Genomic DNA, 21,715 nt, shown 5'->3' on the forward strand with positions numbered 1-21,715 from the left:
ACCTTATTTATTAAAAAAATACAGCTACAGAGAAAAAATAATTATGCGTTTTAATTCAATCAAACTGGCTTGCACGCTTGCGTTGGCTCTGCCTTTGACGGGCTGTTTTGACTCTCAACCAGGGTCTAGCGATGCCGCAGTAAAATCTGAAATTCGAGTTGCGATGATGCAACCACCAAGAACGGGTTTATCGCCACTTTCTGATGACGCTTTTAAGTTATCTCGTTGGAGCACAGCAGAAACTCTGGTTAACCTGAGCCCAACCTCAGAAGCAGAACCTATGCTAGCAACGGATTGGAAACATCTTGATCCTCTGACTTGGCAGTTCACGATTCGCCAAGGCGTTAAATTCCATGACGGTTCGACATTAACGGCAAACTCTGTAGTGAACTCTCTACAAAAAGCGCTTGAAGCAGCACCTAAGCCGCGCATCCTAGATGGCGTAGAGCTAGAAGTGAAAGCGATGGACAACTACCGTGTAGAGATTAAAACCAGCTTTGATGACCCTCTTCTACCAAGCCGTTTATCAAGCCCTCAATTAGCGATCCTAGCAGCAAATGCTTATCAAGAAGATGGTCGTGTTAGTCCAATTGGCGCAGGTACTGGCCCGTTTGAGCTGACTGAAATCAACGGCACAACCAGCGCGAAACTGAAACGTTTTGACGGCTACTGGGGCGAAAAAGCGCAAGTAGAATCTGTAATTGCAGAATACGTTCCTAATGGTTTTGCTCGTGCTGCAGCACTGAGAACCGGCACGGCTGACGTCGTTGAAGCGGTACCCGTTTCACAAATCGCGACCATTGATCCGAACCTACTTTACGAAGTGGCAATGCCTCGTACTAATACGCTTTACCTGAACAACAAGTCAGGCGTATTTAGCGATATTGAACTGCGTAAGGTAGCGGCAGCTGCAGTAGACCGTGAGCAGATCGTGAATACTGTTTATGAAAACCACGCGGACATCGCACAAGGCCTATTAGGTCCTGCACTTGCTTGGGCTGAACCAATTCGACCTGAAGGTCAGGCAGTTGACAAAACGCTAAAAGCGAACGGCGAAAGCATTGTTATTGGTACCTTTACCGACCGTGCAGAGCTTCCAGAAGTGGCAGCGCTACTGAAGCAACAACTTGAAGCGGCTGGTTTCAAGGTTGAGCTGGATATTCGTGAATATGCTCAGATCGAGAACGATGCGCTATCTGGTAAGTTTGACGCGTTTATCCTTTCTCGTGCAACGGTTCTAGATTCGGGTGACCCAGTGGCTTACATGATGAGCGACTTTGGTTGTAAGGGTTCATTCAACCTTGGCCAGTTCTGTTCTCAAGAGGTAGATAAAGCACTGAATCACGCTGACCTACAACCGCTAGGTGCGCTGCGTCACCAAGCGATCATCGAAGCTGAACAAAAAATCCTTAACGATTTCGCGGTTATCCCGCTGCTTCACGAACGTGTGATTCAAGGTGAAAGTGAGCGTGTAAGCAATGTCGTTCGTGACCCAAGTGAACGTCGCTTGGTTGACCAAACTACACAGGTCAAAAAAACGACACAAGTTAACCCGGCAACACAGGCTAACTAAATAAATGTTATCTGCTGAGACTCTGCGTCGAACTCTATTTATCTTGACGCCTTGGCTATCAAGAATCGCCTCACTGATTGTGGTGGTGATTCTTGTTGGTTTGATGCCTGACATTGCAGGCATCGATCCAAGCCAATCTATTCTGCGGGCTAGGGCGGGGCAACAACACCTGCTTACGCCTGAAGCTTTAGCGGCGGTACGCGCTGATCTTCAGCTTGACCGTTCAGCTATTGAGCGCCTGCTCGACTGGGTAGGAAGTGCTTTTTCAGGTGATCTAGGTGAATCATGGATTGATGGTTCCTCGGTTGCATTAAGCATTCAAAAAACAGCATCTACGTCTCTGTTCTTGATGTCTAGCGCACTTGTGATGACTTTCGTACTGTGTGGTGCAGGCTTACTTGCTACCTTACGCAGTTGGAAGAAGGGCAAACTAGGGCAGAGTTACAGCAGTTTAAGCACCGTATTAATATCGTTACCAGAGTATGTGGTGGCCTCGGTATTAATATTGGTGTTCTCTATCTGGTTAGGTTGGCTACCACCGTATGGTTGGCAAGGTTGGCAAGATATCTGGCTACCGAGTTTAGCGCTTGCATTGCCTGCCAGTGGCCTGTTTAGTCGTCTACTCAGAGACAGTTTACAACGCGTTCTCAATGAACCTTGGGTGATCACTTGGCTCAGTGCCAACGTTCATTCCAATCAAATTATTCGCTTTGCGCTGAAAAGAGCGCTGAGCAGTCTGATCCCGCAAATCGCGATGATCGTGATTGGCTTAACTGGTGGCGCAGTCGCGGTTGAGCTTATCTTCTCGATCCCTGGTATCGGGCGCATGATTCTTGGTGCAGCCAAGGCGCAAGACTTACCAACGCTGCAAGGCGGCTTATTGGTGTTGCTGCTATTTTCAATTGCCGTGAGCAGCATGAGCTTGTTTGTTCAGCAATTGATTCTTGGCCACAGCCTGAAAAGCGGCAAGCTCATCAGTAGCCACTCTTCGTTTCGTTTTACCCAGAACCGCGCAAAGCGTGTCACTGCTTTTGCGATCTTCTCTTTCCTAATTGCTATCGTTGTATGGGCTGCATTCCGAGACCCATACACTAGCCAATTCGCACGCTTGGCATCACCGAGTTGGCAAGCACCTTTGGGCGCAGATGGCATTGGTCGAGACCTACTGGCGAGAATTGGTTCTGGTATGATTGCGACCTTCCAAGCCGGCATATTGGCAACGTTCTTGAGCTTGGTGACGGGCATCATCATGGGTTTCAACACCCGCTTTAGCCAAGGCCTTATCGAGATCACTAAGGGTATCCCATACATCATTGCAGGCTTGCTTGTTGCAGGCTTAACGGGGATGAATCCGAACAGCGCATTAATCGCGATTGTATTGGTGTCGTGGGCGCCGCTAGCTGCACACTGCTCAAGCTTGATCGTAGAAGCCAACGCTCAACCTTATACACACCTCGCGCCACTATGGGGCACCAGTAAGCTTAGAATCTTCCGTTTCTACTTGCTTCCGTATGTGTTGCCACCGTTGTTAAGACACGCGATGTTGAGGCTACCGGTTATCACTCTAAGTCTGACCTCGCTGAGCTTCATCGGATTAGGGGCAAAGCCACCAACACCTGAATGGGGTTTGATGATCGCAGAGAACCTTCCATACATTGAGCGCGCGCCATTAGCAGTCATGGGGCCAATTGTTGGGCTGATCTTGTTGGGTGCAGCCATTAACTTGATGTTTGATGACTAACGTAAAGATCCGGTCGCTGAGGTTTCTAAATTGACGATCCGATTGGGTATTCGATTTAGCATTTATGTTGTAACCTTAGCCCTGCTTTTTAGAGACGCTTTTTGATCGGCTCGAAAGTTAAACAGGCCCTAGTTAAGTGTAAAGGATTCAACATGTATCTCGTTTTGTATTGCCACAATATTGGTATGACTGACTTTTCATTCTTTGAAACGGAAGATTTTGACAAAGAAGAGGGCTATATCGTGCGAGGCAAATGGCCGAATGAGAAAGCGTTTCGTGATTACTTGACCAAAGAGTTTGGGGATATGAGCGAGTTCCAAGTGATTGACCTAATCGCCAAAGGTGCAGAGGCAGAACACTACTCGCCAGAAGAGTTGATGCGCTTAGCTCAATAACATAAGGCTCTGTAGCTCTCGCTTAATAGCATTTATTTCAATAATATATTTCAGCCGAATAAAGAAATGGCAGCCTGATTGGGCTGCCATTTTTCGTTTTAAACTAGAGCACATTGCTCGCAGTATGAGTGAAGCTACTGCGCCACTTCGTCCACCAAGTACAAGATTGATTGATACGGAATGCCACTGTGGTGCGACAAACCGATCTCACAGGTTCGGCTGTTACTGAAACCACGAGTACAGTTGCTCGGTACTTGTTCTTTAAGTGGGTGGACTGCCGCTTCATTTAGTTCTGGCGTAGTGAAGCCTTTGTCACCCGCCCAGCCACAACATTGAATATGCTCTGGAACAATCACTTCTTCGGTACAGGCTTTAGCGAGGTTTAGCATCGCACTTTCTAAGCCCATTCGGCGAGAGCTACAAGTGACATGCAGTATTACGGTTTCTTTCAGTGGCTCAAGCGTCAGGTGCTCTAGCAAGTATTGATTCACAAACCCTGTCGGCTCTAGCACCTCTAATGGCTTGGTGAACTGCTCAATACTGCGTTTGGCGCACGGACTGGTGTCCATCAGTACCGGGTATTCACCCTGACGACTGGCTTGCCATAACACTTCTTCGAGTTGTTGCGCTTTAGATTGGGCTAAATCGGTCATCCCTTTGCTGTCGTAAGGCATGCCACAACATTGGTCGTCTAGCTTCTTCGGAAGAATAACCTCAAATCCGGCTTTGTTAAGCAAAGACATGGTCACTTCAGTTAGAGGACGTTGATCGCCCGCATCACTTTGCTGTCCCATGGTTCGACTGGCACACGAAGGCAGGTAAACCACCTTTTTATGATTGCTTGAGTTTTCTGCGGTCATTGGGGAGGAGGTCAGTGTATGACTGTTGGATTGCGGCATCTCTGGCATCCAAATCGGTGTCGCGCCTTTGGTCACTGAGCGCAGGCCATTGGTAAGCTTACCGACCGTGTTTGCCCCCAAGACCTTACTCGCTACTTGATTGGTTTTGAGGCCTGCTTTGGTCAGCTTCGTGGTGGTCGAGAAATGATCCGCTGTCCACTTAGCGATTGGTGTGAACTTCTCATACTTGGCAACACGAAGCTTCTTCACTAAGTCACCCGTATTAATGCCTACCGGACAGCGCTCAGCACACAGGCCTGTTGCCGCGCAGGTATCAATGCCTTGGTATTCGAAGGTTTTCTCTAGTTCACTGGCTTCTATCTCTTCACCTGCTTCTCGGCGGCGTTGCAGTTCTCGGTACAACACAATACGTTGGCGAGGTGACAAGGTCAGTGTGCGAGAAGGGCAAACAGGTTCACAGAAGCCACACTCAATACAGCGGTCGACTAGATCATCGGCAGCAGGCATCGGCTTCAGGTCTGTGATGTGGGAGTTTGGATTGTCGTTGATGATAACGCCGGGGTTAAGCAGCCTTTCTGGGTCAAACAGCGCTTTGATCTGTTGCATCAAGGCATAGCCATCTTTGCCCCATTCCAATTCCACATAAGGTGCCATGTTTCGGCCCGTGCCGTGTTCCGCTTTCAGTGAACCTTGATACTTCACTGCAACTAGCTCGGCAACGTCATCCATGAAACCGCCGTAACGGTCGATCTCTTCTTGGCTGTCGAAGCCTTGGGTAAACACAAAATGAAGGTTGCCTTCGAGTGCATGGCCGAAAATGATCGCTTCGCTGTAGTCGTATTTATCGAACAACTCTTGCAGCTCTCGAATACCGTTAGCCAGGTTTTCAACAGGGAAAGCCACGTCTTCGATGATAACGGTTGTGCCAACTTCACGAACGGCCCCAACTGCTGGGAACATGCCTTTTCGAATGCCCCACAGGGTTGCAACAGTCTTTGGATCGGACGTAAAAGGGACCGATTCAACAATCGTGTAATCAGCCAATGCATCCAAAATTGATTTACATTGTAAATCTAAGTCCTGCTGGGAGCTGGCGTGTGATTCCACCAAAATAGCCGCCGCTTCTAAATCTAGGTTTGGCATAAACGCAGGCATACCCGGTTTATCAGCCACTGAACGCAGTGCTCTGCCATCCATCAATTCAACGGCAGCAACTGGTGTTTTTGATAGCGTAGTAACGGCTTTACTTGCTTGTTCGATGTCAGCAAACACCAACAGAGCCGAAGCTTTGTTCGGGTGTTCGATAACGGTGTTGTAGGTGATCTCTGCGATGAAGCCTAGCGTGCCTTCTGAGCCAATCATCAGGTGTTTGATGATCTCAATTGGATCGTGGTAATCGACCAAGGCATTCAGAGCGTAGCCAGTGGTGTTTTTGAGGCGGTACTTGTGGCGGATTCTGTCTGCAAGTTCTTGGTTTGACGCTGTCTGTTGATGTAATTCGACAATGCCTTCAAACAGGTCTTTATGTGATTCCTTGAATGCCTCAATACTTGCGTTGTCAGCCGTATCAAGCAGGGAGCCATCACTCAATACGATTTTCATGCTCTCAACGGTGCGATAGGAGTTTTGCGCAGTACCACAACACATGCCGCTGGCGTTATTCGCCGCGATGCCACCGATTTTACAGGTATTGATTGAAGCTGGATCTGGGCCGATTTTACGTTGGAAAGGGGCGAGGTATTTGTTGGCATCAGCACCAATCACACCGGGCTGAAGAATGATCTGATTGCCGTTATCGACAATCTCATAGCCGCGCCAGTCGTCGGTTAGAGTGATGAGTACCGAGTCTGAAACCGCTTGTCCTGATAGGCTGGTACCCGCAGCGCGAAAGGTAAAATGAATGCCCAGTTCGCGACAGCTTTGAATGGTGAATATCACTTCATCTAAGTTTTTCAGCCTTAGAACCATTTTCGGTACCAAGCGATAGAAACTCGCATCGGTGCCGTAAGCCAAGCGCTTTGCCTCTTGCGTGACAATGCGTTCTGTTTCTATTCTTTGAGCCAGTATCGATTCAAGCTGCTGATAAGCTTTGGCGTCGATTACTCGCTCATGGGATGTGTTTGTCTCCATCTTTGCTTCCTTGTGCTTCTTATTTGGCACTGATTTGCTTTTTTGTTTTTTTATTTTATTTTCCAGTGCTTAAACGGTGTCACAACGGCAGTGGAATTGCTGTGACACCGATTGAACTTCGGTCTAAGTAGACCAAAGCATTACAGTGAATCAACGGACTTAATCTAGCCCCACCAAAGATTCACGGGTTAAGTCTTTGATTGTCTTGGCGCCAGTTAGAGTCATCGCAACGCGCATCTCTTTGTCGTACATGTCGAGTAGGTTCTCAACGCCTGCTTGTCCTTGAGCCGCTAACGCGTAGACGAATGAGCGGCCAAGTAAGGTGCAATCTGCGCCCATCGCCATCATGCGCACTACATCTAAGCCAGTACGAATGCCAGAGTCGACCAGAATCTTAGTGTCGCCTTTTACTGCATCTGCAATTGCAGGTAATGCTTTAGCGCTTGATAGAACACCATCAAGCTGACGACCGCCGTGGTTTGAAACGACGATACCGTCTGCGCCAAATCTCACGGCGTCTTTTGCATCTTCTTCATCAAGAATGCCTTTGATGACCATAGGGCCGTCCCAGAAATCACGGATCCACTCCAGATCTTTCCATGAAATTGATGGGTCAAAGTTGTCGCCCAACCAACCGATGTAGTCTTCCAGTTTGGTAGGAGAACCACGATAAGTTGAGATATTGCCTAGGTCATGTGGCTTACCTAACAAGCCAACATCAACTGCCCAGCTAGGATGACGCATAGATTGGAATACGCGGCGTACTGCTGCATTTGGACCACTCATTCCTGAGTGCATGTCACGGTAGCGAGCGCCGGGTACGGGCATATCCACGGTGAAGACCAGTGTTGTGACGCCAGCGGCTTTAGCGCGTTCAAGAACGTTCTTCATGAAGCCACGGTCTTTTAACACGTAAAGTTGGAACCACATTGGGCGTTCAATCTTAGGTGCAACTTCTTCAATCGGACATACCGACACGGTCGACATGGTAAAAGGGATGCCTTTGTTGTCGGCGGCTTTTGCTGCTTGTACTTCACCGCGTCTTGCGTACATACCCGTTAAACCAACAGGCGCCAGTGCGATTGGCATCGCTAGCTTCTCGCCAAATAGTTCGGTTTCCAAATTTAGGTCCGACATGTCGTTGAGTACGCGTTGTTTTAGCGCAATCTCAGCTAGGTCAGCCGTGTTGCGACGTAGGGTATGTTCTCCGTAAGAGCCACCATCAATGTAGTGGAAAAGAAACGGTGGTAATTTCGCTTTTGCTGCGGCGCGGTAATCAGTCGATGCGGATATGATCATAATTTCAGTCCTAAATTCTTGGGATGTTGCTCTTCTTTGAGAGCTTGGTTTGGGCTGCTTTAATTCGGGAAAATGGCGTTAATACCCATGGGTGTTGATGTGCTCTAGTATCCATCCCGGAACTCATCAACTGTCTTATTAGACGGTGTCGCTGTCGGGGAATTGAGTATTAACGCCAAGTGCTTTTGAACGACTTATGGTTTACATAAGTGCGTCGGTCATTTTGAATCCGTAGATAACCACTAGGCCGATGATGCCTGTCATCACCAAGTAGTAGAACGTTGGAATGATTGTCTTACGTAGGGTTGCACCTTCGCGTCCTAGCAAGCCAACAGTTGCTGATGCCGCTACCACGTTGTGAATCGCAATCATGTTACCTGCTGCTGCACCAACGGCTTGTAGAGCAACAACCACCGCACTAGAGATAGTCAGAGTCTGCGCTACTTCGAATTGGAACTGGCTGAACATCATGTTTGAAACTGTGTTCGAACCTGCAATGAAGGCACCTAACGCACCAACCGTTGCACTCAATGCTGGGAATGCGCTACCAACGAGGTCAGCTGCGAAGTTTGCCGTGGTTACGGGCATACTTGCTAAATCTGCGCCGTTCACACCAGAGTTAATGAAGATACGAACCATTGGGATGGTGAACACCAACACAAAGCCTGCGCCAATCAGAGTCTTGCTCGATTCACCGAAGGCTTTAGCCAGTGGCGTTGCGCTGCGAGATTGCATGAGAACAGCAACCAGCGCGACGAAGACCAAGATACCGCCCGGTAGATACAGAGGCTGAATCGCAGTGCTCACACCGGTTTCACCAAGGATGTTGCTGAACGATAGGCTAACGCTCTTCAGTAGGCCTTTGAATTCAGGGCTCACGCGGCTCGCAACCAAGGTCACCGCTAGCAGCACGTATGGTGCCCATGCCATCGCCATGCTCATCTTCTTATGGCCTTGATTGTTGTCGTCAAGGTCGATTTTCAGAGAACCTAGCCATTCTGCAGGCCACTTGTCTTCGCTCTCAAAATCCCATTTTGATTTTGGTACGAGGAAGCCACGTTTTGCTGCAGTAACCACAATCGCAAGGCCAACCAAACCACCAATCAGTGATGGGAATTCAGCGCCTAGGAAAACACCTGTTAGTGCGTAAGGAATAGTGAAAGCAGCACCTGCGAACAGTGCGAACGGCAGGATATCTAAACCTTCAGTCCAGCTTTTGTTCTTACCGAAGAAGCGAGTCAGCATCATTGCCATCAATACAGGCATCATCACACCAACAGAAGCATGAATTAGCGCAACGCTTGACGTGATTTGTTGTAGATAAGCATCCCATGTTGAGCCATGAGCAATCAGGCTTTCACCGATGTTGTGCGTGTCCAATCCTTTGTTCACACCAACGATGATAGGTGTACCAACCGCGCCGAATGATACTGGCGTAGATTGGATCATCATGCCCATCAGTACCGCAGCCAGCGCAGGGAAGCCGATAGCAACCAGCAGTGGTGCAGCGATGGCAGCTGGTGTGCCGAAGCCAGATGCGCCCTCAATGAATGAACCGAAACACCAAGCAATGATGATTGCTTGAACACGACGGTCAGCGGATATATCAGTGAATCCGTTGCGGATGGTGGTGATAGCTCCGGTGTGTTTCAAAGTGTTTAATAAGAAGATGGCGCCGAACACAATCCAGAGAACCGACACTGTAATGCCGAAGCCTTGGAATACAGAAGCCAGCACGCGAGTGCCAGACATGTCCCAAGCAAGTAGGGCGATAGCAACGGTTAAGGCAAATGCCACAGGCATCGCTTTTTTTGCAGGCCAGTTAAGGCCAACCAGCAGAATCGCTGCAACAACTATTGGTGAAAATGCCAATAGGGCTAGTAGAGTTTCACTCATGGGTACTTCCTCGTACTGTTTTCAAACGTTCATGTTTGAAGTAAAGATCACGTTATGGTTTGTCATTATTTGAATCGCTTTGGCCTCTAAACGGGAACCTTCTTTAGGCGAATCTTGTAATTGGAATGACTGTTTTTGTAATTGTTTTGTTAATTTGGCGTGAATTTACCCCTTTATTTTTTATTGATATAGGGAAATAATGAAAATAATTAATTCCAAAATTGGCATAATCAGATGCGAGCAGACGATTTGATCCTGTTTTCACAGGTGGTAGAACTAGGCAGCTTCAGTAAGGTGGCAGAGCAAAATAACCTTACAAATTCGGTAGTTAGTAAAAGAATTGCGCGTTTAGAGGAAGAGATTGGCGTGCAATTATTATATCGAACCACGCGTAAATTGACCTTGACTGAGGCGGGCAAGGCAATGTTACACGGGGCCAAAAATGTGAAGCAGGCAGCTCAAGAGGCTATGGACGCAGTTTCAGGCTTTGGTGAAAATGTCAGTGGTCATATCAAAATGTCAGTGCCTACTATCTCCGGAGATTTGATTCTCGCAGACGCTGTGGCCGAGTTTTGTAATATACACCCAGGTTTAACGGTCGATATGTCTCTGAATAATCGCTTTGTCGACTTGGTTGAGGATGGTCTCGATTTGGTGATTCGAACCGGCTACTTGGAAGATTCAAGCCTCATTGCTCGTCATATATTGGATTCACAATGGGTGGTGTGCGCTTCGCCGTCTTATATTGCTAAGAACGGTAAGCCGATGCTGCCTAAAGATTTAGTGCAGCACAATTGCTTGCAATACGCCTATCAAACAACGGGTGCTAGCGAATGGCAGTTTCTGCATAGTAAAGATGGCTGTACCGACAATGACAAATATATCGTGCGTGTTGCGGGCTCTTTTTCGACTGACAATGCGACCGCGTTAAGAAAAGCGGCGCTGGGTGGGCATGGTGTGGCGTACGTACCACGTTGTCTGGTTTATCACGACATTCGCAATGGTCAGCTGGTGGATATCTTCCCTGATTTGGTAGGCAAAAAGTTGGGAATTTATGCGGTGTACCCTTTTACTCGCCAGCCACCAAACAAGATTAAGTTATTGATTGAACATATCAGAACGCGCTACTTGACGATTTCTCACTATTTTTAATAAGGATCACGATGAGCTATTTAAAAGAGTATCCATATCCAATCACCAATAAACAGATCGTCAGCGATGACTACTTTGGTCAGATAATCGAAGACCCATATCGTTGGCTAGAAGACGACAGAAGTGACGAGACCGCGAAGTGGGTGGCGAGTCAAAACGCAATCACGTTTGATTACCTCGCTCAAATCCCGTATCGCGCGGAACTGAGAGAGCGACTGGCAAAAGCACAAGACTACAAAAAGAGCTCGCAGCCGTTTGTGCGAGGTGATTATACCTATTTCTATAAGAATGATGGTCTGCAGAACCACAGTATTCTCTATCGTCAGAAAGAGGGGCAACAGGTTGAAGTCTTCCTAGATCCGAATACCTTCTCGGAAGACGGCACCACATCATTGGGCTCAGTTTCGTTCTCGAAAGATTACAGCTTAGTGGCATACAGCATCTCTGAAGGTGGTAGCGACTGGCGTAAGATCTTCGTGATTGATACCGAGACTAAACAGCAGCTTGAAGCCGAAATCACTGACGCCAAATTTACTGGTATTTCTTGGTTGGGTAATCGCGGCTTTTATTACTCTAGTTACGACAAGCCAGACGGCAGTGAACTCTCTGCTCGTACTGAGCAACACAAGCTGTACTTCCATGAGTTGGGTACAGAGCAAGCTAGCGACAAAGTTATCTTTGGTGAGAACAACGCTGAGCAGCACCGCTATGTATCAGGCTATACCACCGAAGACGACCGTTACTTGATCATTCTAGGGCGAGAGTCGACATCGGGTAATAGACTGTTCTATATCGATTTAAACTCACCAGAACAACAGCTGAACACGCTGATTGATCATGTGGATAGCGACATTTATCTCATCGATAACCAAGATGAGACCTTCATTCTATATACGAATCTTGATGCGCCTAATGGCAAGGTGGTGAGCTTTGGTACTCGCGATGGGAAATGGCTCGAAATCATCCCTGAAAAGCCACAGCCATTGGATATCAGCACGGGTGGTGGCCACTTGTTTGCTCACTACATGGTGGATGTGGTGTCTAAGATTGAGCAGTTGGATTACCAAGGTAACCTAGTTCGTGAAATTCATTTGCCTGGGTTGGGAACGGCCAGTGGCTTAGGTGGAAAAAACGAGCAAACTCAGCTTTATTACACCTTTACCAACTATGTAACGCCGCCAACGATTTTCTCTTTCGATGTCGAATCAGGCAATTCTGAAATCTACCAACGCTCTGAGTCTCCGTTTGAGTCGGATCAATTTGAGTCTAAACAAGTCTTCTATACCTCGAAGGATGGCACCAAGGTTCCGATGCTTATCTCTTATAAGAAGGGATTAGTGTTAGATGGCAATAATCCAACCATGTTGTACGCCTATGGTGGCTTTAACGTTAGCCTAACACCTTCTTTCTCGGGCACGGTTGGCAGTTGGCTAGAACTGGGTGGCGTATATGCGGTGCCGAACCTGCGTGGCGGTGGTGAGTATGGTAAGGCGTGGCACAAAGCGGGAACTCAGCAGAAAAAGCAGAATGTCTTTGACGACTTCATTGCTGCTGCCGAGTTCTTAATTGAAGAAAACTACACCAGTAGCGATAAGTTGGCGATTCGCGGCGGTTCTAACGGAGGCTTGCTGGTAGGAGCTTGTATGACACAAAAGCCTGAGCTGTTCCAAGTGGCTCTGCCTGCTGTTGGGGTGTTGGACATGTTGCGTTACCACACATTCACGTCTGGCGAAGGGTGGGCGTACGACTATGGCACATCCGCGCAGAACAGAGAGATGTTCGAATATCTGCTTGGCTATTCTCCGGTTCATAATGTGGTGCGTGGCACGGATTATCCAGCAACATTGGTGACGACCGCTGATCACGATGACCGCGTAGTGCCTGCTCACTCTTATAAGTTCATCTCAGAGCTGCAAGATAAGCATGAAGGTAGTGCGCCCGTGATGATTCGTATTGATGTTAATGCGGGCCATGGCGCCGGAATGCCGCTCAGCAAAGCGATCGATCTCACCGCCGATATCTACGCATTTACTCTGTTCAATATGGGGGTTGCGTCTCTAGATTCACTTTAACGAATGCTTGATTCTAGATAACTGGGTATTTTACTCAGACCAAGAAGCCTCAAAATCTACCTTAGATTTTGAGGCTTTTCATATATATGAAAACCAATCAAAACTGCGTCATATTTCCTTCACTTTCACACACTGTTTTCCGTGATAGCCGCCACCAATACTGATGAAATGAAAGCGATTTCAAGCTGATATCTCACGCAATATCAACCGTAACCTGTTGATCTTAAATCAGTAGTTTTCGTCATGGATATTCTAAAAGTTTCATGGCATTTAGGCTGATTTATCAGTGTGAACAGCAACCAACTTTTCAACGCTTTCATTGCTTAATATTTCCCTGTTCGATGAAAACTCAAAAAAATAATAGGGAATTACAATGCAAAAATTTAAGCTTTTGCCAATAACGGTCGCAGTGGCGGCTTCGCTTGCTTCACTCTCTTCTTTTGCTGCAGAAACGGATCTTGCTGCTCTCGAGCAACGAATCCAAGAGTTGGAATCTCAAGTTGGGGACATCAAGTATGTTGATGATCAGCAACAAGCGGTTCTAACTTCAGAAACAACTGTGCCAGACGGTATCGTCTTCTCTGGTTACGCTCGTTACGGCGCTCACTACAAAAGTGGTGATGAGCGCTACGTAGACATCGGTACAACAGGTCGCTCAGTTGGTCGTTTAGGTAACGAAGCCAATGGTGGTGAAGTTCAGTTAGCTAAGCTTTTCCAAGCTGACAACGGTGCTATCTGGGACATCGTATTCATGGCTGATCACTGGGAAGCAGACGCATGGGCTGATGACGGTGGCCTGAGCATGAAAAAAATGTACGCTGGTGTAACCAATGTATTTGAAAGCCAGCCTGAGCTTTACATGTGGGCTGGTCGTGACTTCCATCAACGTCCGCAACAAGGTTTGAACGATTACTTCTGGATGACACACGATGGTCAAGGCGCTGGCTTTAACAACCTAGATTTCGGCGGCGCTAAGCTAGATATGGGCTTTGTTGGCCAAGTGAAAGGCGGCCTCGTAAATGACAATGGCCGATACGCCGTGACAGCGAAGCTACACAGTATTGACGCAGGTATTGGTAATCTGGATTTTTACGCGAACTACGGTTTTGCATCGAGCGAAGCGGATACGTCTACGACGACTGAGTACGTATACGATCCAGTGACAGATTCAATGCAGCCTGTCGTGACTCAAGGACAAAAAGTCAGTGACGAAACGGCGTACCTGGTAGGTGCAACCTTAGGCTTGGGTGAGTCTAACAAGTTGGTTGTTAAGTATGGTGACGGTGCGGATTCATCAGTGTTTGACCTAAAAGGTGACTACCAAACTTTGTACGCAAGTGTTGAAGGTAGCTACGCAGCAACAGATAACTTCATCATCGATTACTTAGTGTCGTACAAAGACAACTCTGGTTCTGATCTAGACCGCGAGAACACGGAATACGCTGGTATCGTTCGTCCACAGTACCAATGGGATGATGTTCACTCTACATGGTTAGAAGCTGGCTACGGCATGGTTGATTACGATGACGACGGTGAAGAGAACGCATGGAAAGTAACGCTTTCTCAAAACGTTTCTCTAGGTGGCTTACCTTGGAGCCGTCCAATGCTTCGTTTCTACACAACCGTGGGTGATGTAGAAACCAAAGGCAACACAGTGAAGACAACGAATGTTGACACATTGTCGTTCGGCGCAATGTTTGAAGCTTGGTGGTAATCACCAATATAGAAAGAGCGGCTCTTTGAATTCGGCATATTTTCAAAGAGCCATGCTTTCGAATATCCATGCTTTTCAATAGTACGTAAATACTGTCCATTTTAGCCCTAAAGGCAGATTGATTAGGGCACGTTTCAATTAACTCCATTCTTGGGCACATTTTTGTGCCCTTTTTTTCGTCACTAGATTAGGGATTTACTATGAGACTTTCTTCCATCGTGTCTCGAGTTTATTTAGGTTTCTTCGTACTGATTGTGATCATGCTGGGTTCTGCATGGTTAAGCATCAGTAGCAATAAAGACATCACCACTCGAATCGAAAATATCACCCAGCAAGCTACGCCATTAATGCTTCAATCTTCAACGTTAACCATCCGATTTCTGGACATTAATCGCAGCACCACACCCTACTTATCCGCTAACTATATTGATGAACTTGAGCCACTGAAACAAACCGTCTTAAACAACATCGAGCTATATCAGCAGCAATTAAACTGGTTCGAAGGTAAGGGCGTAGCTGGTTCACAAATGGAAGCCATGCTTAACAACATCACTCAAACAGGTTTGTTGACTATCGATAAGATAGAGCAGGTATTAGAGCTTCATGTTGAGTATTTGGATAGCAAAGATCTCGGTTCGATGGGACAAGCGCAATTTCAATCTGTGGTGGGACAGCTCAATAATACTTTGGTGAATCAACTCGCGAGTGCAGATTCAGAGCAGACACAAAAGGCAGTCGAAGCTTTGTTGGTGCAATTGAGTTTGATTGCCGCGGAAGCCAACGAAGCGTTTTCACTGCAAACATCTTCGGAGGTTCGTGGGGTAGAGCGTCGCCTACAAAGTCGCAAAGAGCGATTCGAACAAGCGGTCGCAGATTTAGATAATCTGGATTCATCTTTGCTGCGCCGCAGTAAACAGTCTTTATCACTGCTCGCTTCACTCGCGTTTTCAGCCAGTGGTTCAGTCGCTATCCATAAAGAAACCGTCAAACTCGATGAGTCTATCTCCCTTCAAAAGCAGGAAATTGAACAGCTAATCGATCAACAGTTAAGTCACTTTGATGAGCTTTCAATGTACGCTGAAGACACCGCGACACGCCTGTATCACGAATCGATGGACTCTTCACAGCAAGCCCTTGTGATGCAGGGTTTTATTGCACTTGCTTCCGTGCTTATTGCTCTGTTGATCGGGGTGAATATTGCCAAAGGTATCCGTAAACCAAGCAAGCTGCTACAAAGTGCACTCGACCAAGTTGCCAAAAAAGACTTGAGCGTGATGGTTCAGTATCAAGCCAATAATGAATTTGGTTTGGTGAGCGATAAAGTCAATTTGGTGATCAGTCACCTGACCCAAATGATTGACAACATGCGCCACTCCTCAACACGTTTAAAGGAAGCTTCCCTTGAGAACCAAAGCACCAGTCGTTCTCTGAGTGAAGCGATGCAAGAACAAACCAATCAAACGGTGATGGTAGCGACAGCGATGGAACAAATTGAGTGCTCAGTGACGGAAATAACTCAGGCGGCCAACCAAACTCTAACGCTAGTGACCGACGCGGTATCCAGTTCCAGTGATGGGCAAAAGACCATGGATAAAAGCGTCGAATTGATGGGCAGCTTAGAAAATAAGCTGGCGGAATCAACGGCGACCATTGGTCAGCTTGAAAGTGAAAGCGCCAGTATTGGGTCCATTCTGGATGTGATATCTGGGATCTCTGAGCAAACCAATTTACTGGCGTTGAATGCGGCAATAGAAGCCGCGCGCGCGGGAGAGCAAGGTCGAGGGTTCTCTGTGGTCGCCGACGAAGTGAGAGTGTTAGCCGCAAAAACCAATGCATCAACGCAAGAGATTCACCATAAAATTGAACGGCTTCAAAACCGTTCTAAATTGGCTGTTGGACAAATCAATCAGTGCGTTGCAGATATGGCGCAATGTGTTGAGCAAACGGGTGAAGTGAATCAATCCATATCGACCGTCTATGGCTTGCTCAATGAAGTCGAACAAAGAAGCCATCAGATCGCAACGGCGACCACAGAGCATCAAGTTGTCGCGTCCCAAGTGACGCAAAGTATCAGCCAGATACATGAATTGGCAGAAGAAAACTCCCAACGTTCACAGGTCCTCTTTTCCCACGGTCAGCAATTAGAAATCATGTCGCAACAGCAATTCTCACTGACTCAAGAGTTTAAGTTACCGAAGCCATCTGAAAATAAGGATTAGACATCTATCTGAGTCTTAATGATTGCATGCCCAGCTTTTTGCTGGGCATTTTTGTGTCGGGTCAACGGAGCATTAATGTGAGTGTTCATGAGATGAAATGTTCTCATACAATTTCGAAAGGCCATTGAAATAACAAGGTCACTTTCCCCGTGTATATTGCCGTCAGCTGCGGATTCATCATCAAATAACGTTTTCAAAAAATGGATGTAGGCGGGCTTGTTTGATCTGACGAACAAGTAACCGAGCGCCATCTTGATAATATGAACAATAATCTCATGAAACTGTTTCATGGCGTGAAGTTAATCTGTAAGCGCTTTCATGATTTCCACAACTGGCCTTTTTACCTCCAACTTTAGTGTGATGACACTCACTTCAACTAAAACGTAATTTCTTAATAATCGTTTTGTAAGCGGTTACAAGCTAATGAAGTATCGAGGTTCGAGTGGCAACAATTAAACACGTATCAGAACATGCAGGTGTGTCTCAGGCGACAGTGTCTAGGGTTATTAATGGCACTAGCAGAGTCAGTCATGACAAGAAATTAAAGGTTGAGAAAGCGATCAAAGAATTGGGTTATCGCCCGAATTCTATCGCTCAAGCTTTGGCTTCAAGTCGTACTGGTAGTGTGGGTGTTGTTGTTCCAGAACTTGGCGGTTCTTTCTATTCAGGCATTTTGCATTGCATAGAAGAAAACCTACGCCGCTTTGGTTACCACGCTGTGGTTACAGCGGGTTCGAATACTGAGCAAGGGCAACGTGAGTCTGTGGAGTTTCTGTTGGGGCGTCGTGTTGATGCTTTGATTCTTCATACTCAACTGCTCAGTGATGATTATTTAATTGAATTGGAAGAACAGGGGACCCCTGTGGTTTTAATTAACCGCTTCATCCCAGAAATGGCGATGAGTTGCATTGATATTGATAACGAAGTCGGGGGGCTACTCGCTACTCAACATCTTTTGCAAAAGGGACATACAGATATCGCGTGTATTACCGGGCCTTTAGATAAAGCAGATGCTAGGGGGCGTTTGCAGGGGTATCGAAAGGCCTTGGAAGAAGCGGGTGTGCCATACAATGAAGCCTTAGTCTCGGAAGCGGGCTTTACTGAAGAGACGGGCATCAGTGCTATGAAGAAGCTGATTAATCGTAAGTGTCATTTCACAGCAGTATTTGCTTCGAATGACCACATGGCATTTGGCGCCTTCGAGGTGTTGCATCAAGAGGGACTGTCTGTTCCTAAAGATGTATCACTGGTGGGCTTCGATAACACCATCTTCGCGCGCTATCTGACCCCTAGTTTGACCACCATTAATTTCCCTATTGAAGAGATGAGCGTTGAAGCAGTACAGCTCACTCTACAAAAGCTAAAAAAAATCAAACATGACGTGAACTTTAAATTGCTGCCGACGTTGGTCACTAGAAACTCGGTATCGGATTTACTCGTTACCCTATAAAAATATTAAGGATAGAACATGAAATTTAAGACCTTGGCGCTTTCGTGCGCGGTTGCTTTAGGACTAGGTGCAACAGCAGTAAATGCTGCTGACAAAGAGATTCGTTTCGACGGTTTCCCTGATTTTGATAGCAGCCTGAAGGTATTACTGCCTGATTTCGAAAAGGAAACAGGGATTAAAGTTGATTACCTTATGAATAACCACGGTGACCACCACACGAAACTAACCACTAACCTAGCAACGGGCTCAGGTGCGGGTGACGTGATTGTTGTGGACGTTGAGAAAATCGGTCCATTCGTGGGTTCTGGCGGCCTAGTTAACCTGTCTGAAAACTACGGTGCAGATAAATACGAAGAACGATTCGCACCTTACGCTTGGGCACAAGGAAAAGGCGCTGACGGCGACATGTACGGGATTCCTGTCGACCTGGGCCCAGGTGTTATGTACTACCGCACCGATGTGTTTGAAAAAGCGGGCATTGATGTAGAAGAAGCAATCAAAGATTGGGATTCATACATCGCTGCTGGTGAAAAACTGAAAGAGCAAAACGTACAACTTATCGCTTCGGCAGCCGACGTGGCACAAGCGATTATCTTCACGACCGTTCCTGAAGGTGAAGGTCTGTACTTTGATAAAGATGGCAATCCAGTGGTGACATCTGAGCGTTTTGTTCACGCTTTTGAAGTAGCAAAAGAGATTCGCGACAAAGGCTTAGACGGCCGCATTTTGGCTTGGTCTAACGAATGGTACGAAGGCTTCCGCAACGGCACATTTGCAACTCAACTTTCTGGCGCTTGGCTTCTTGGTCACCTAAACAACTGGATTGCACCTGAAACTAAAGGCAAGTGGGCAGTAGAAAACCTACCTGATGGTATCTACGGCAGCTGGGGTGGTTCATTCCTTTCAATTCCAACTCAATCAGACAACCCAGATGAAGCTTGGGCGCTTATTGAATACATGACGACGGATCGTGAAGTACAGCTTAAACACTTCGAAACGATTGCTGCTTTCCCAGCGAACATCACCACGTATGACGATGAGCTTTTCCAAGAAGAGATGGAATTCCTAGGCGGACAAAAAGCCCGTCTTCTTTTTGCTGAAGTGGCGCAAAACATCAAGCCAGTATCTCCAGCTCAAGGCGACCACGTTGCACGTTCTATTATCTTAGAGAACGCATTGATGGAAGTACTTGATGAAGGTAAAGACATCAAGACTGCGCTTAAAGAGGCAGAGCGTCTAATCAAGCGTCGCACGCGTAATCTTTAATTTGTTTTTACTTTAAGTAAGTGAGGAAGCGTGGATAACGCGCTTCCTTTTTAAGAGGTCGTTACTATGAATCATACAGCGAGCACAACGATAGAACCTGCGGACAAAAGCCTTTTTTCTCGTCTAAATTTGAAAGCGCTTACACCGTATGGATTTCTTCTGCCGTTTCTGATCATTTTTTCTGTATTTGGGATCTTCCCGCTGTTGTTCTCTGTTTACCTGTCGTTCCACGAGTGGAACCCGGTAAGAGGCATGGATGCGATGGAGTTCGTTGGTTTTGAGAACTATCACATTGCTTTAACGGACCCATGGCTATGGCGTTCATTGAAGAACACGCTTTGGCTAGCGATCACTTCAGGCGTGGCTCAGCACTTAGTCGCTATTCCAGTGGCTTACATGTTGGTTTCAATGGGTGACCGTATGCGTCACTGGCTAACATCGGCGTACTTTCTACCGTTCATTACATCAACGGTCGCAGCGTCACTGATTTTCTTCAATATGTACTCTCCTAACTCAGGAATTATTAACCAAACGCTAATGGCACTAGCCGATAGCACGCTGTTTGGTTGGGCATTCGCTTGGGTTAACGATTTCCAACCCATCCGTTGGTTAGACGATGCCACTATGGTGAAGCCGTCTATCGCAATCATGGTTTTCTGGAAATACACCGGTTTTAACATCGTCCTTTACACCACAGGTTTAATGACGATTCCTAAAGACATCTTAGAAGCTGCACGTATGGATGGTGCCAATGCCTTCCGCCGCTTCTGGAACATTTCACTACCAATGATTCGTCCATTCATCTTCTTTGCTATCACGATGACCATCATCGGTAACCTGCAAATGTTTGAAGAACCGTTCGTACTAACACGTGGTACAGGTGGTACTGGCCAATCTGGTTTAACTATCTCTATGTACCTCTACAAAGTGGGTTGGGAATGGTTAGAAATGGGCACAGCGTCAGCAATTTCATGGCTTCTGTTTGCACTGATCGCGTCTTGTACTTTGGTTCAATTTTTATTCTTCGGTAAGAAAGGCTTAGGGGAACATTAAGATGTCGACATCAATTAAGACAAATACCTCACCATTAAGTGGCCTAATGCCAAGCGAACGCACCATGTACATCATGACTAAGATCTTGATGGTCATGCTCGGCATATTACTGATTGTTTCCGCAATCATTACGGTGTTCCCGTTTGTGTGGTCAGCACTGCTTTCAACACGTGACCGCTCGGAGATCTTCGGCTCGGGCATTAGCTTTGCGATTGGCGATAGCCTGGCGATTAACTACGCCAAATTGCTTGAAATCATGCCGTTTTGGAAAGCGATGTTTAACTCGATTTATGTGGCTTTCTTAGGCACCACCATCTCGCTGCTGTTTTGTAGCATGGGTGGCTACGCGTTTGCTGTGTTTAAGTTCCGCGGTAAGAACGTGTTGTTTGGCATGCTGGTTGGCTCAATGGCGATTCCGCCGGTGCTTAGCTTGATCCCTTACTTCATGATCGTGAAATTCTTAGGCTTGTTGGATAACCACATGGCGGTATGGCTACCGTTCACTACGACACCATTTGGTATCTTTTTGATGCGTCAGCACGTGATTGCATCGATTCCAAAAGAGCTACTTGAAGCGGCGAAATTGGATGGTGCTGGTGAGTTCAGAACGTACTGGAGTGTGGTATTGCCACTGATGAAGCCTGCCTTAGCAACACTGGCTATCGTTCAGTTCGTTTTCTTCTGGAACATGTTTATGCAGCCTCTCGTGGTGCTTAACAACCCAGATAATTACGTGATTACACAGGCGCTACGAAGCGTTCAAGGCATTCCGAATACGCCATGGGGCGCGGTAATGCTAGGCACCACAATTTCTATTTTACCACTCGTGATTACTTACTTGTTCGCATCGAAACAGATGATCAGTGGTTTAACGTCCGGCGCAGTCAAAGGTTAG

14 protein-coding genes are annotated in these 21,715 nt (G+C 46.9%); 11 read left to right on the top strand and 3 right to left on the bottom strand.

The window, feature by feature from the left end; all coding sequences use genetic code 11:
* The first annotated feature begins 43 nt into the window (after nt 1-43).
* From AB4138_RS09115 to AB4138_RS09125, 3 genes are all read left to right on the top strand, one after another.
* A complete protein-coding gene (locus tag AB4138_RS09115) occupies nt 44-1,573 on the top strand; it encodes an ABC transporter substrate-binding protein (RefSeq protein WP_372305724.1) in 1,530 nt (509 codons plus the stop codon).
* Nucleotides 1,574-1,577: 4 nt separating this feature from the next.
* Nucleotides 1,578-3,314: an ABC transporter permease subunit gene (locus AB4138_RS09120; protein WP_372305727.1), complete on the top strand. Its 1,737-nt coding sequence runs from the start codon at nt 1,578-1,580 to the stop codon at nt 3,312-3,314.
* A gap of 152 nt (nt 3,315-3,466) precedes the next feature.
* Nucleotides 3,467-3,709: a hypothetical protein gene (locus AB4138_RS09125; RefSeq protein WP_102299817.1), complete on the top strand. Its 243-nt coding sequence runs from the start codon at nt 3,467-3,469 to the stop codon at nt 3,707-3,709.
* Between the two features lie 134 nt (nt 3,710-3,843).
* On the opposite strand, the gene AB4138_RS09130 is transcribed toward AB4138_RS09125, so the two are convergent.
* From AB4138_RS09130 to AB4138_RS09140, 3 genes are all read right to left on the bottom strand, one after another.
* Nucleotides 3,844-6,699, bottom strand: coding sequence for an FAD-binding and (Fe-S)-binding domain-containing protein (locus AB4138_RS09130; RefSeq protein WP_372305729.1), 2,856 nt, complete (start codon nt 6,697-6,699; stop codon nt 3,844-3,846).
* A 159-nt stretch (nt 6,700-6,858) separates the two neighbouring features.
* The gene (gene lldD / locus AB4138_RS09135) at nt 6,859-7,998 is read right to left on the bottom strand and encodes an FMN-dependent L-lactate dehydrogenase LldD (RefSeq protein ID WP_372305732.1); all 1,140 of its coding nucleotides are present in this window, start codon (nt 7,996-7,998) and stop codon (nt 6,859-6,861) included.
* A gap of 201 nt (nt 7,999-8,199) precedes the next feature.
* A complete protein-coding gene (locus AB4138_RS09140; RefSeq protein WP_017061561.1) occupies nt 8,200-9,894 on the bottom strand; it encodes an L-lactate permease in 1,695 nt (564 codons plus the stop codon).
* 234 nt (nt 9,895-10,128) lie between these two features.
* Here AB4138_RS09140 and AB4138_RS09145 point away from each other — a divergent pair, with 234 nt between their 5' ends.
* The 8 genes from AB4138_RS09145 (at nt 10,129) to AB4138_RS09180 (ending at nt 21,715) form a co-directional block, all read left to right on the top strand.
* Nucleotides 10,129-11,046, top strand: a complete 918-nt coding sequence (locus AB4138_RS09145) for a LysR family transcriptional regulator (RefSeq protein ID WP_372305734.1) — start codon at nt 10,129-10,131, stop codon at nt 11,044-11,046.
* An 11-nt stretch (nt 11,047-11,057) separates the two neighbouring features.
* The gene (locus AB4138_RS09150) at nt 11,058-13,118 is read left to right on the top strand and encodes a prolyl oligopeptidase family protein (protein WP_372185627.1); all 2,061 of its coding nucleotides are present in this window, start codon (nt 11,058-11,060) and stop codon (nt 13,116-13,118) included.
* A gap of 373 nt (nt 13,119-13,491) precedes the next feature.
* A complete protein-coding gene (locus AB4138_RS09155) occupies nt 13,492-14,832 on the top strand; it encodes a carbohydrate porin (protein ID WP_017070477.1) in 1,341 nt (446 codons plus the stop codon).
* A gap of 200 nt (nt 14,833-15,032) precedes the next feature.
* Nucleotides 15,033-17,051 carry a methyl-accepting chemotaxis protein gene (locus AB4138_RS09160; protein ID WP_372305737.1) on the top strand — a complete coding sequence of 673 codons (2,019 nt, stop codon included), beginning with the start codon at nt 15,033-15,035 and terminating at the stop codon, nt 17,049-17,051.
* Between the two features lie 442 nt (nt 17,052-17,493).
* The gene (locus AB4138_RS09165) at nt 17,494-18,501 is read left to right on the top strand and encodes a LacI family DNA-binding transcriptional regulator (RefSeq protein ID WP_372305740.1); all 1,008 of its coding nucleotides are present in this window, start codon (nt 17,494-17,496) and stop codon (nt 18,499-18,501) included.
* An 18-nt stretch (nt 18,502-18,519) separates the two neighbouring features.
* Nucleotides 18,520-19,767, top strand: a complete 1,248-nt coding sequence (locus AB4138_RS09170) for an ABC transporter substrate-binding protein (RefSeq protein ID WP_372305742.1) — start codon at nt 18,520-18,522, stop codon at nt 19,765-19,767.
* Nucleotides 19,768-19,833: 66 nt separating this feature from the next.
* On the top strand, nt 19,834-20,820 hold the full coding sequence (locus AB4138_RS09175; protein WP_102398449.1) for a carbohydrate ABC transporter permease: 987 nt from the start codon (nt 19,834-19,836) through the stop codon (nt 20,818-20,820).
* Nucleotides 20,821-20,866: 46 nt separating this feature from the next.
* Nucleotides 20,867-21,715: a carbohydrate ABC transporter permease gene (locus tag AB4138_RS09180; protein ID WP_172379327.1), complete on the top strand. Its 849-nt coding sequence runs from the start codon at nt 20,867-20,869 to the stop codon at nt 21,713-21,715.

Origin of the sequence: Vibrio sp. 10N.286.52.C3 (assembly GCF_041468865.1) — a bacterium.
Lineage (GTDB): Bacteria > Pseudomonadota > Gammaproteobacteria > Enterobacterales > Vibrionaceae > Vibrio > Vibrio crassostreae_C.

Coding starts and splice junctions, on each gene's coding strand:
- AB4138_RS09115 (WP_372305724.1), top strand. CDS start 44: ATGCGTTTTAATTCAATCAAACTGGCTTGCACGCTTGCGTTGGCTCTG.
- AB4138_RS09120 (WP_372305727.1), top strand. CDS start 1,578: ATGTTATCTGCTGAGACTCTGCGTCGAACTCTATTTATCTTGACGCCT.
- AB4138_RS09125 (WP_102299817.1), top strand. CDS start 3,467: ATGTATCTCGTTTTGTATTGCCACAATATTGGTATGACTGACTTTTCA.
- AB4138_RS09130 (WP_372305729.1), bottom strand. CDS start 6,699: ATGGAGACAAACACATCCCATGAGCGAGTAATCGACGCCAAAGCTTAT.
- lldD (WP_372305732.1), bottom strand. CDS start 7,998: ATGATCATATCCGCATCGACTGATTACCGCGCCGCAGCAAAAGCGAAA.
- AB4138_RS09140 (WP_017061561.1), bottom strand. CDS start 9,894: ATGAGTGAAACTCTACTAGCCCTATTGGCATTTTCACCAATAGTTGTT.
- AB4138_RS09145 (WP_372305734.1), top strand. CDS start 10,129: ATGCGAGCAGACGATTTGATCCTGTTTTCACAGGTGGTAGAACTAGGC.
- AB4138_RS09150 (WP_372185627.1), top strand. CDS start 11,058: ATGAGCTATTTAAAAGAGTATCCATATCCAATCACCAATAAACAGATC.
- AB4138_RS09155 (WP_017070477.1), top strand. CDS start 13,492: ATGCAAAAATTTAAGCTTTTGCCAATAACGGTCGCAGTGGCGGCTTCG.
- AB4138_RS09160 (WP_372305737.1), top strand. CDS start 15,033: ATGAGACTTTCTTCCATCGTGTCTCGAGTTTATTTAGGTTTCTTCGTA.
- AB4138_RS09170 (WP_372305742.1), top strand. CDS start 18,520: ATGAAATTTAAGACCTTGGCGCTTTCGTGCGCGGTTGCTTTAGGACTA.
- AB4138_RS09175 (WP_102398449.1), top strand. CDS start 19,834: ATGAATCATACAGCGAGCACAACGATAGAACCTGCGGACAAAAGCCTT.
- AB4138_RS09180 (WP_172379327.1), top strand. CDS start 20,867: ATGCCAAGCGAACGCACCATGTACATCATGACTAAGATCTTGATGGTC.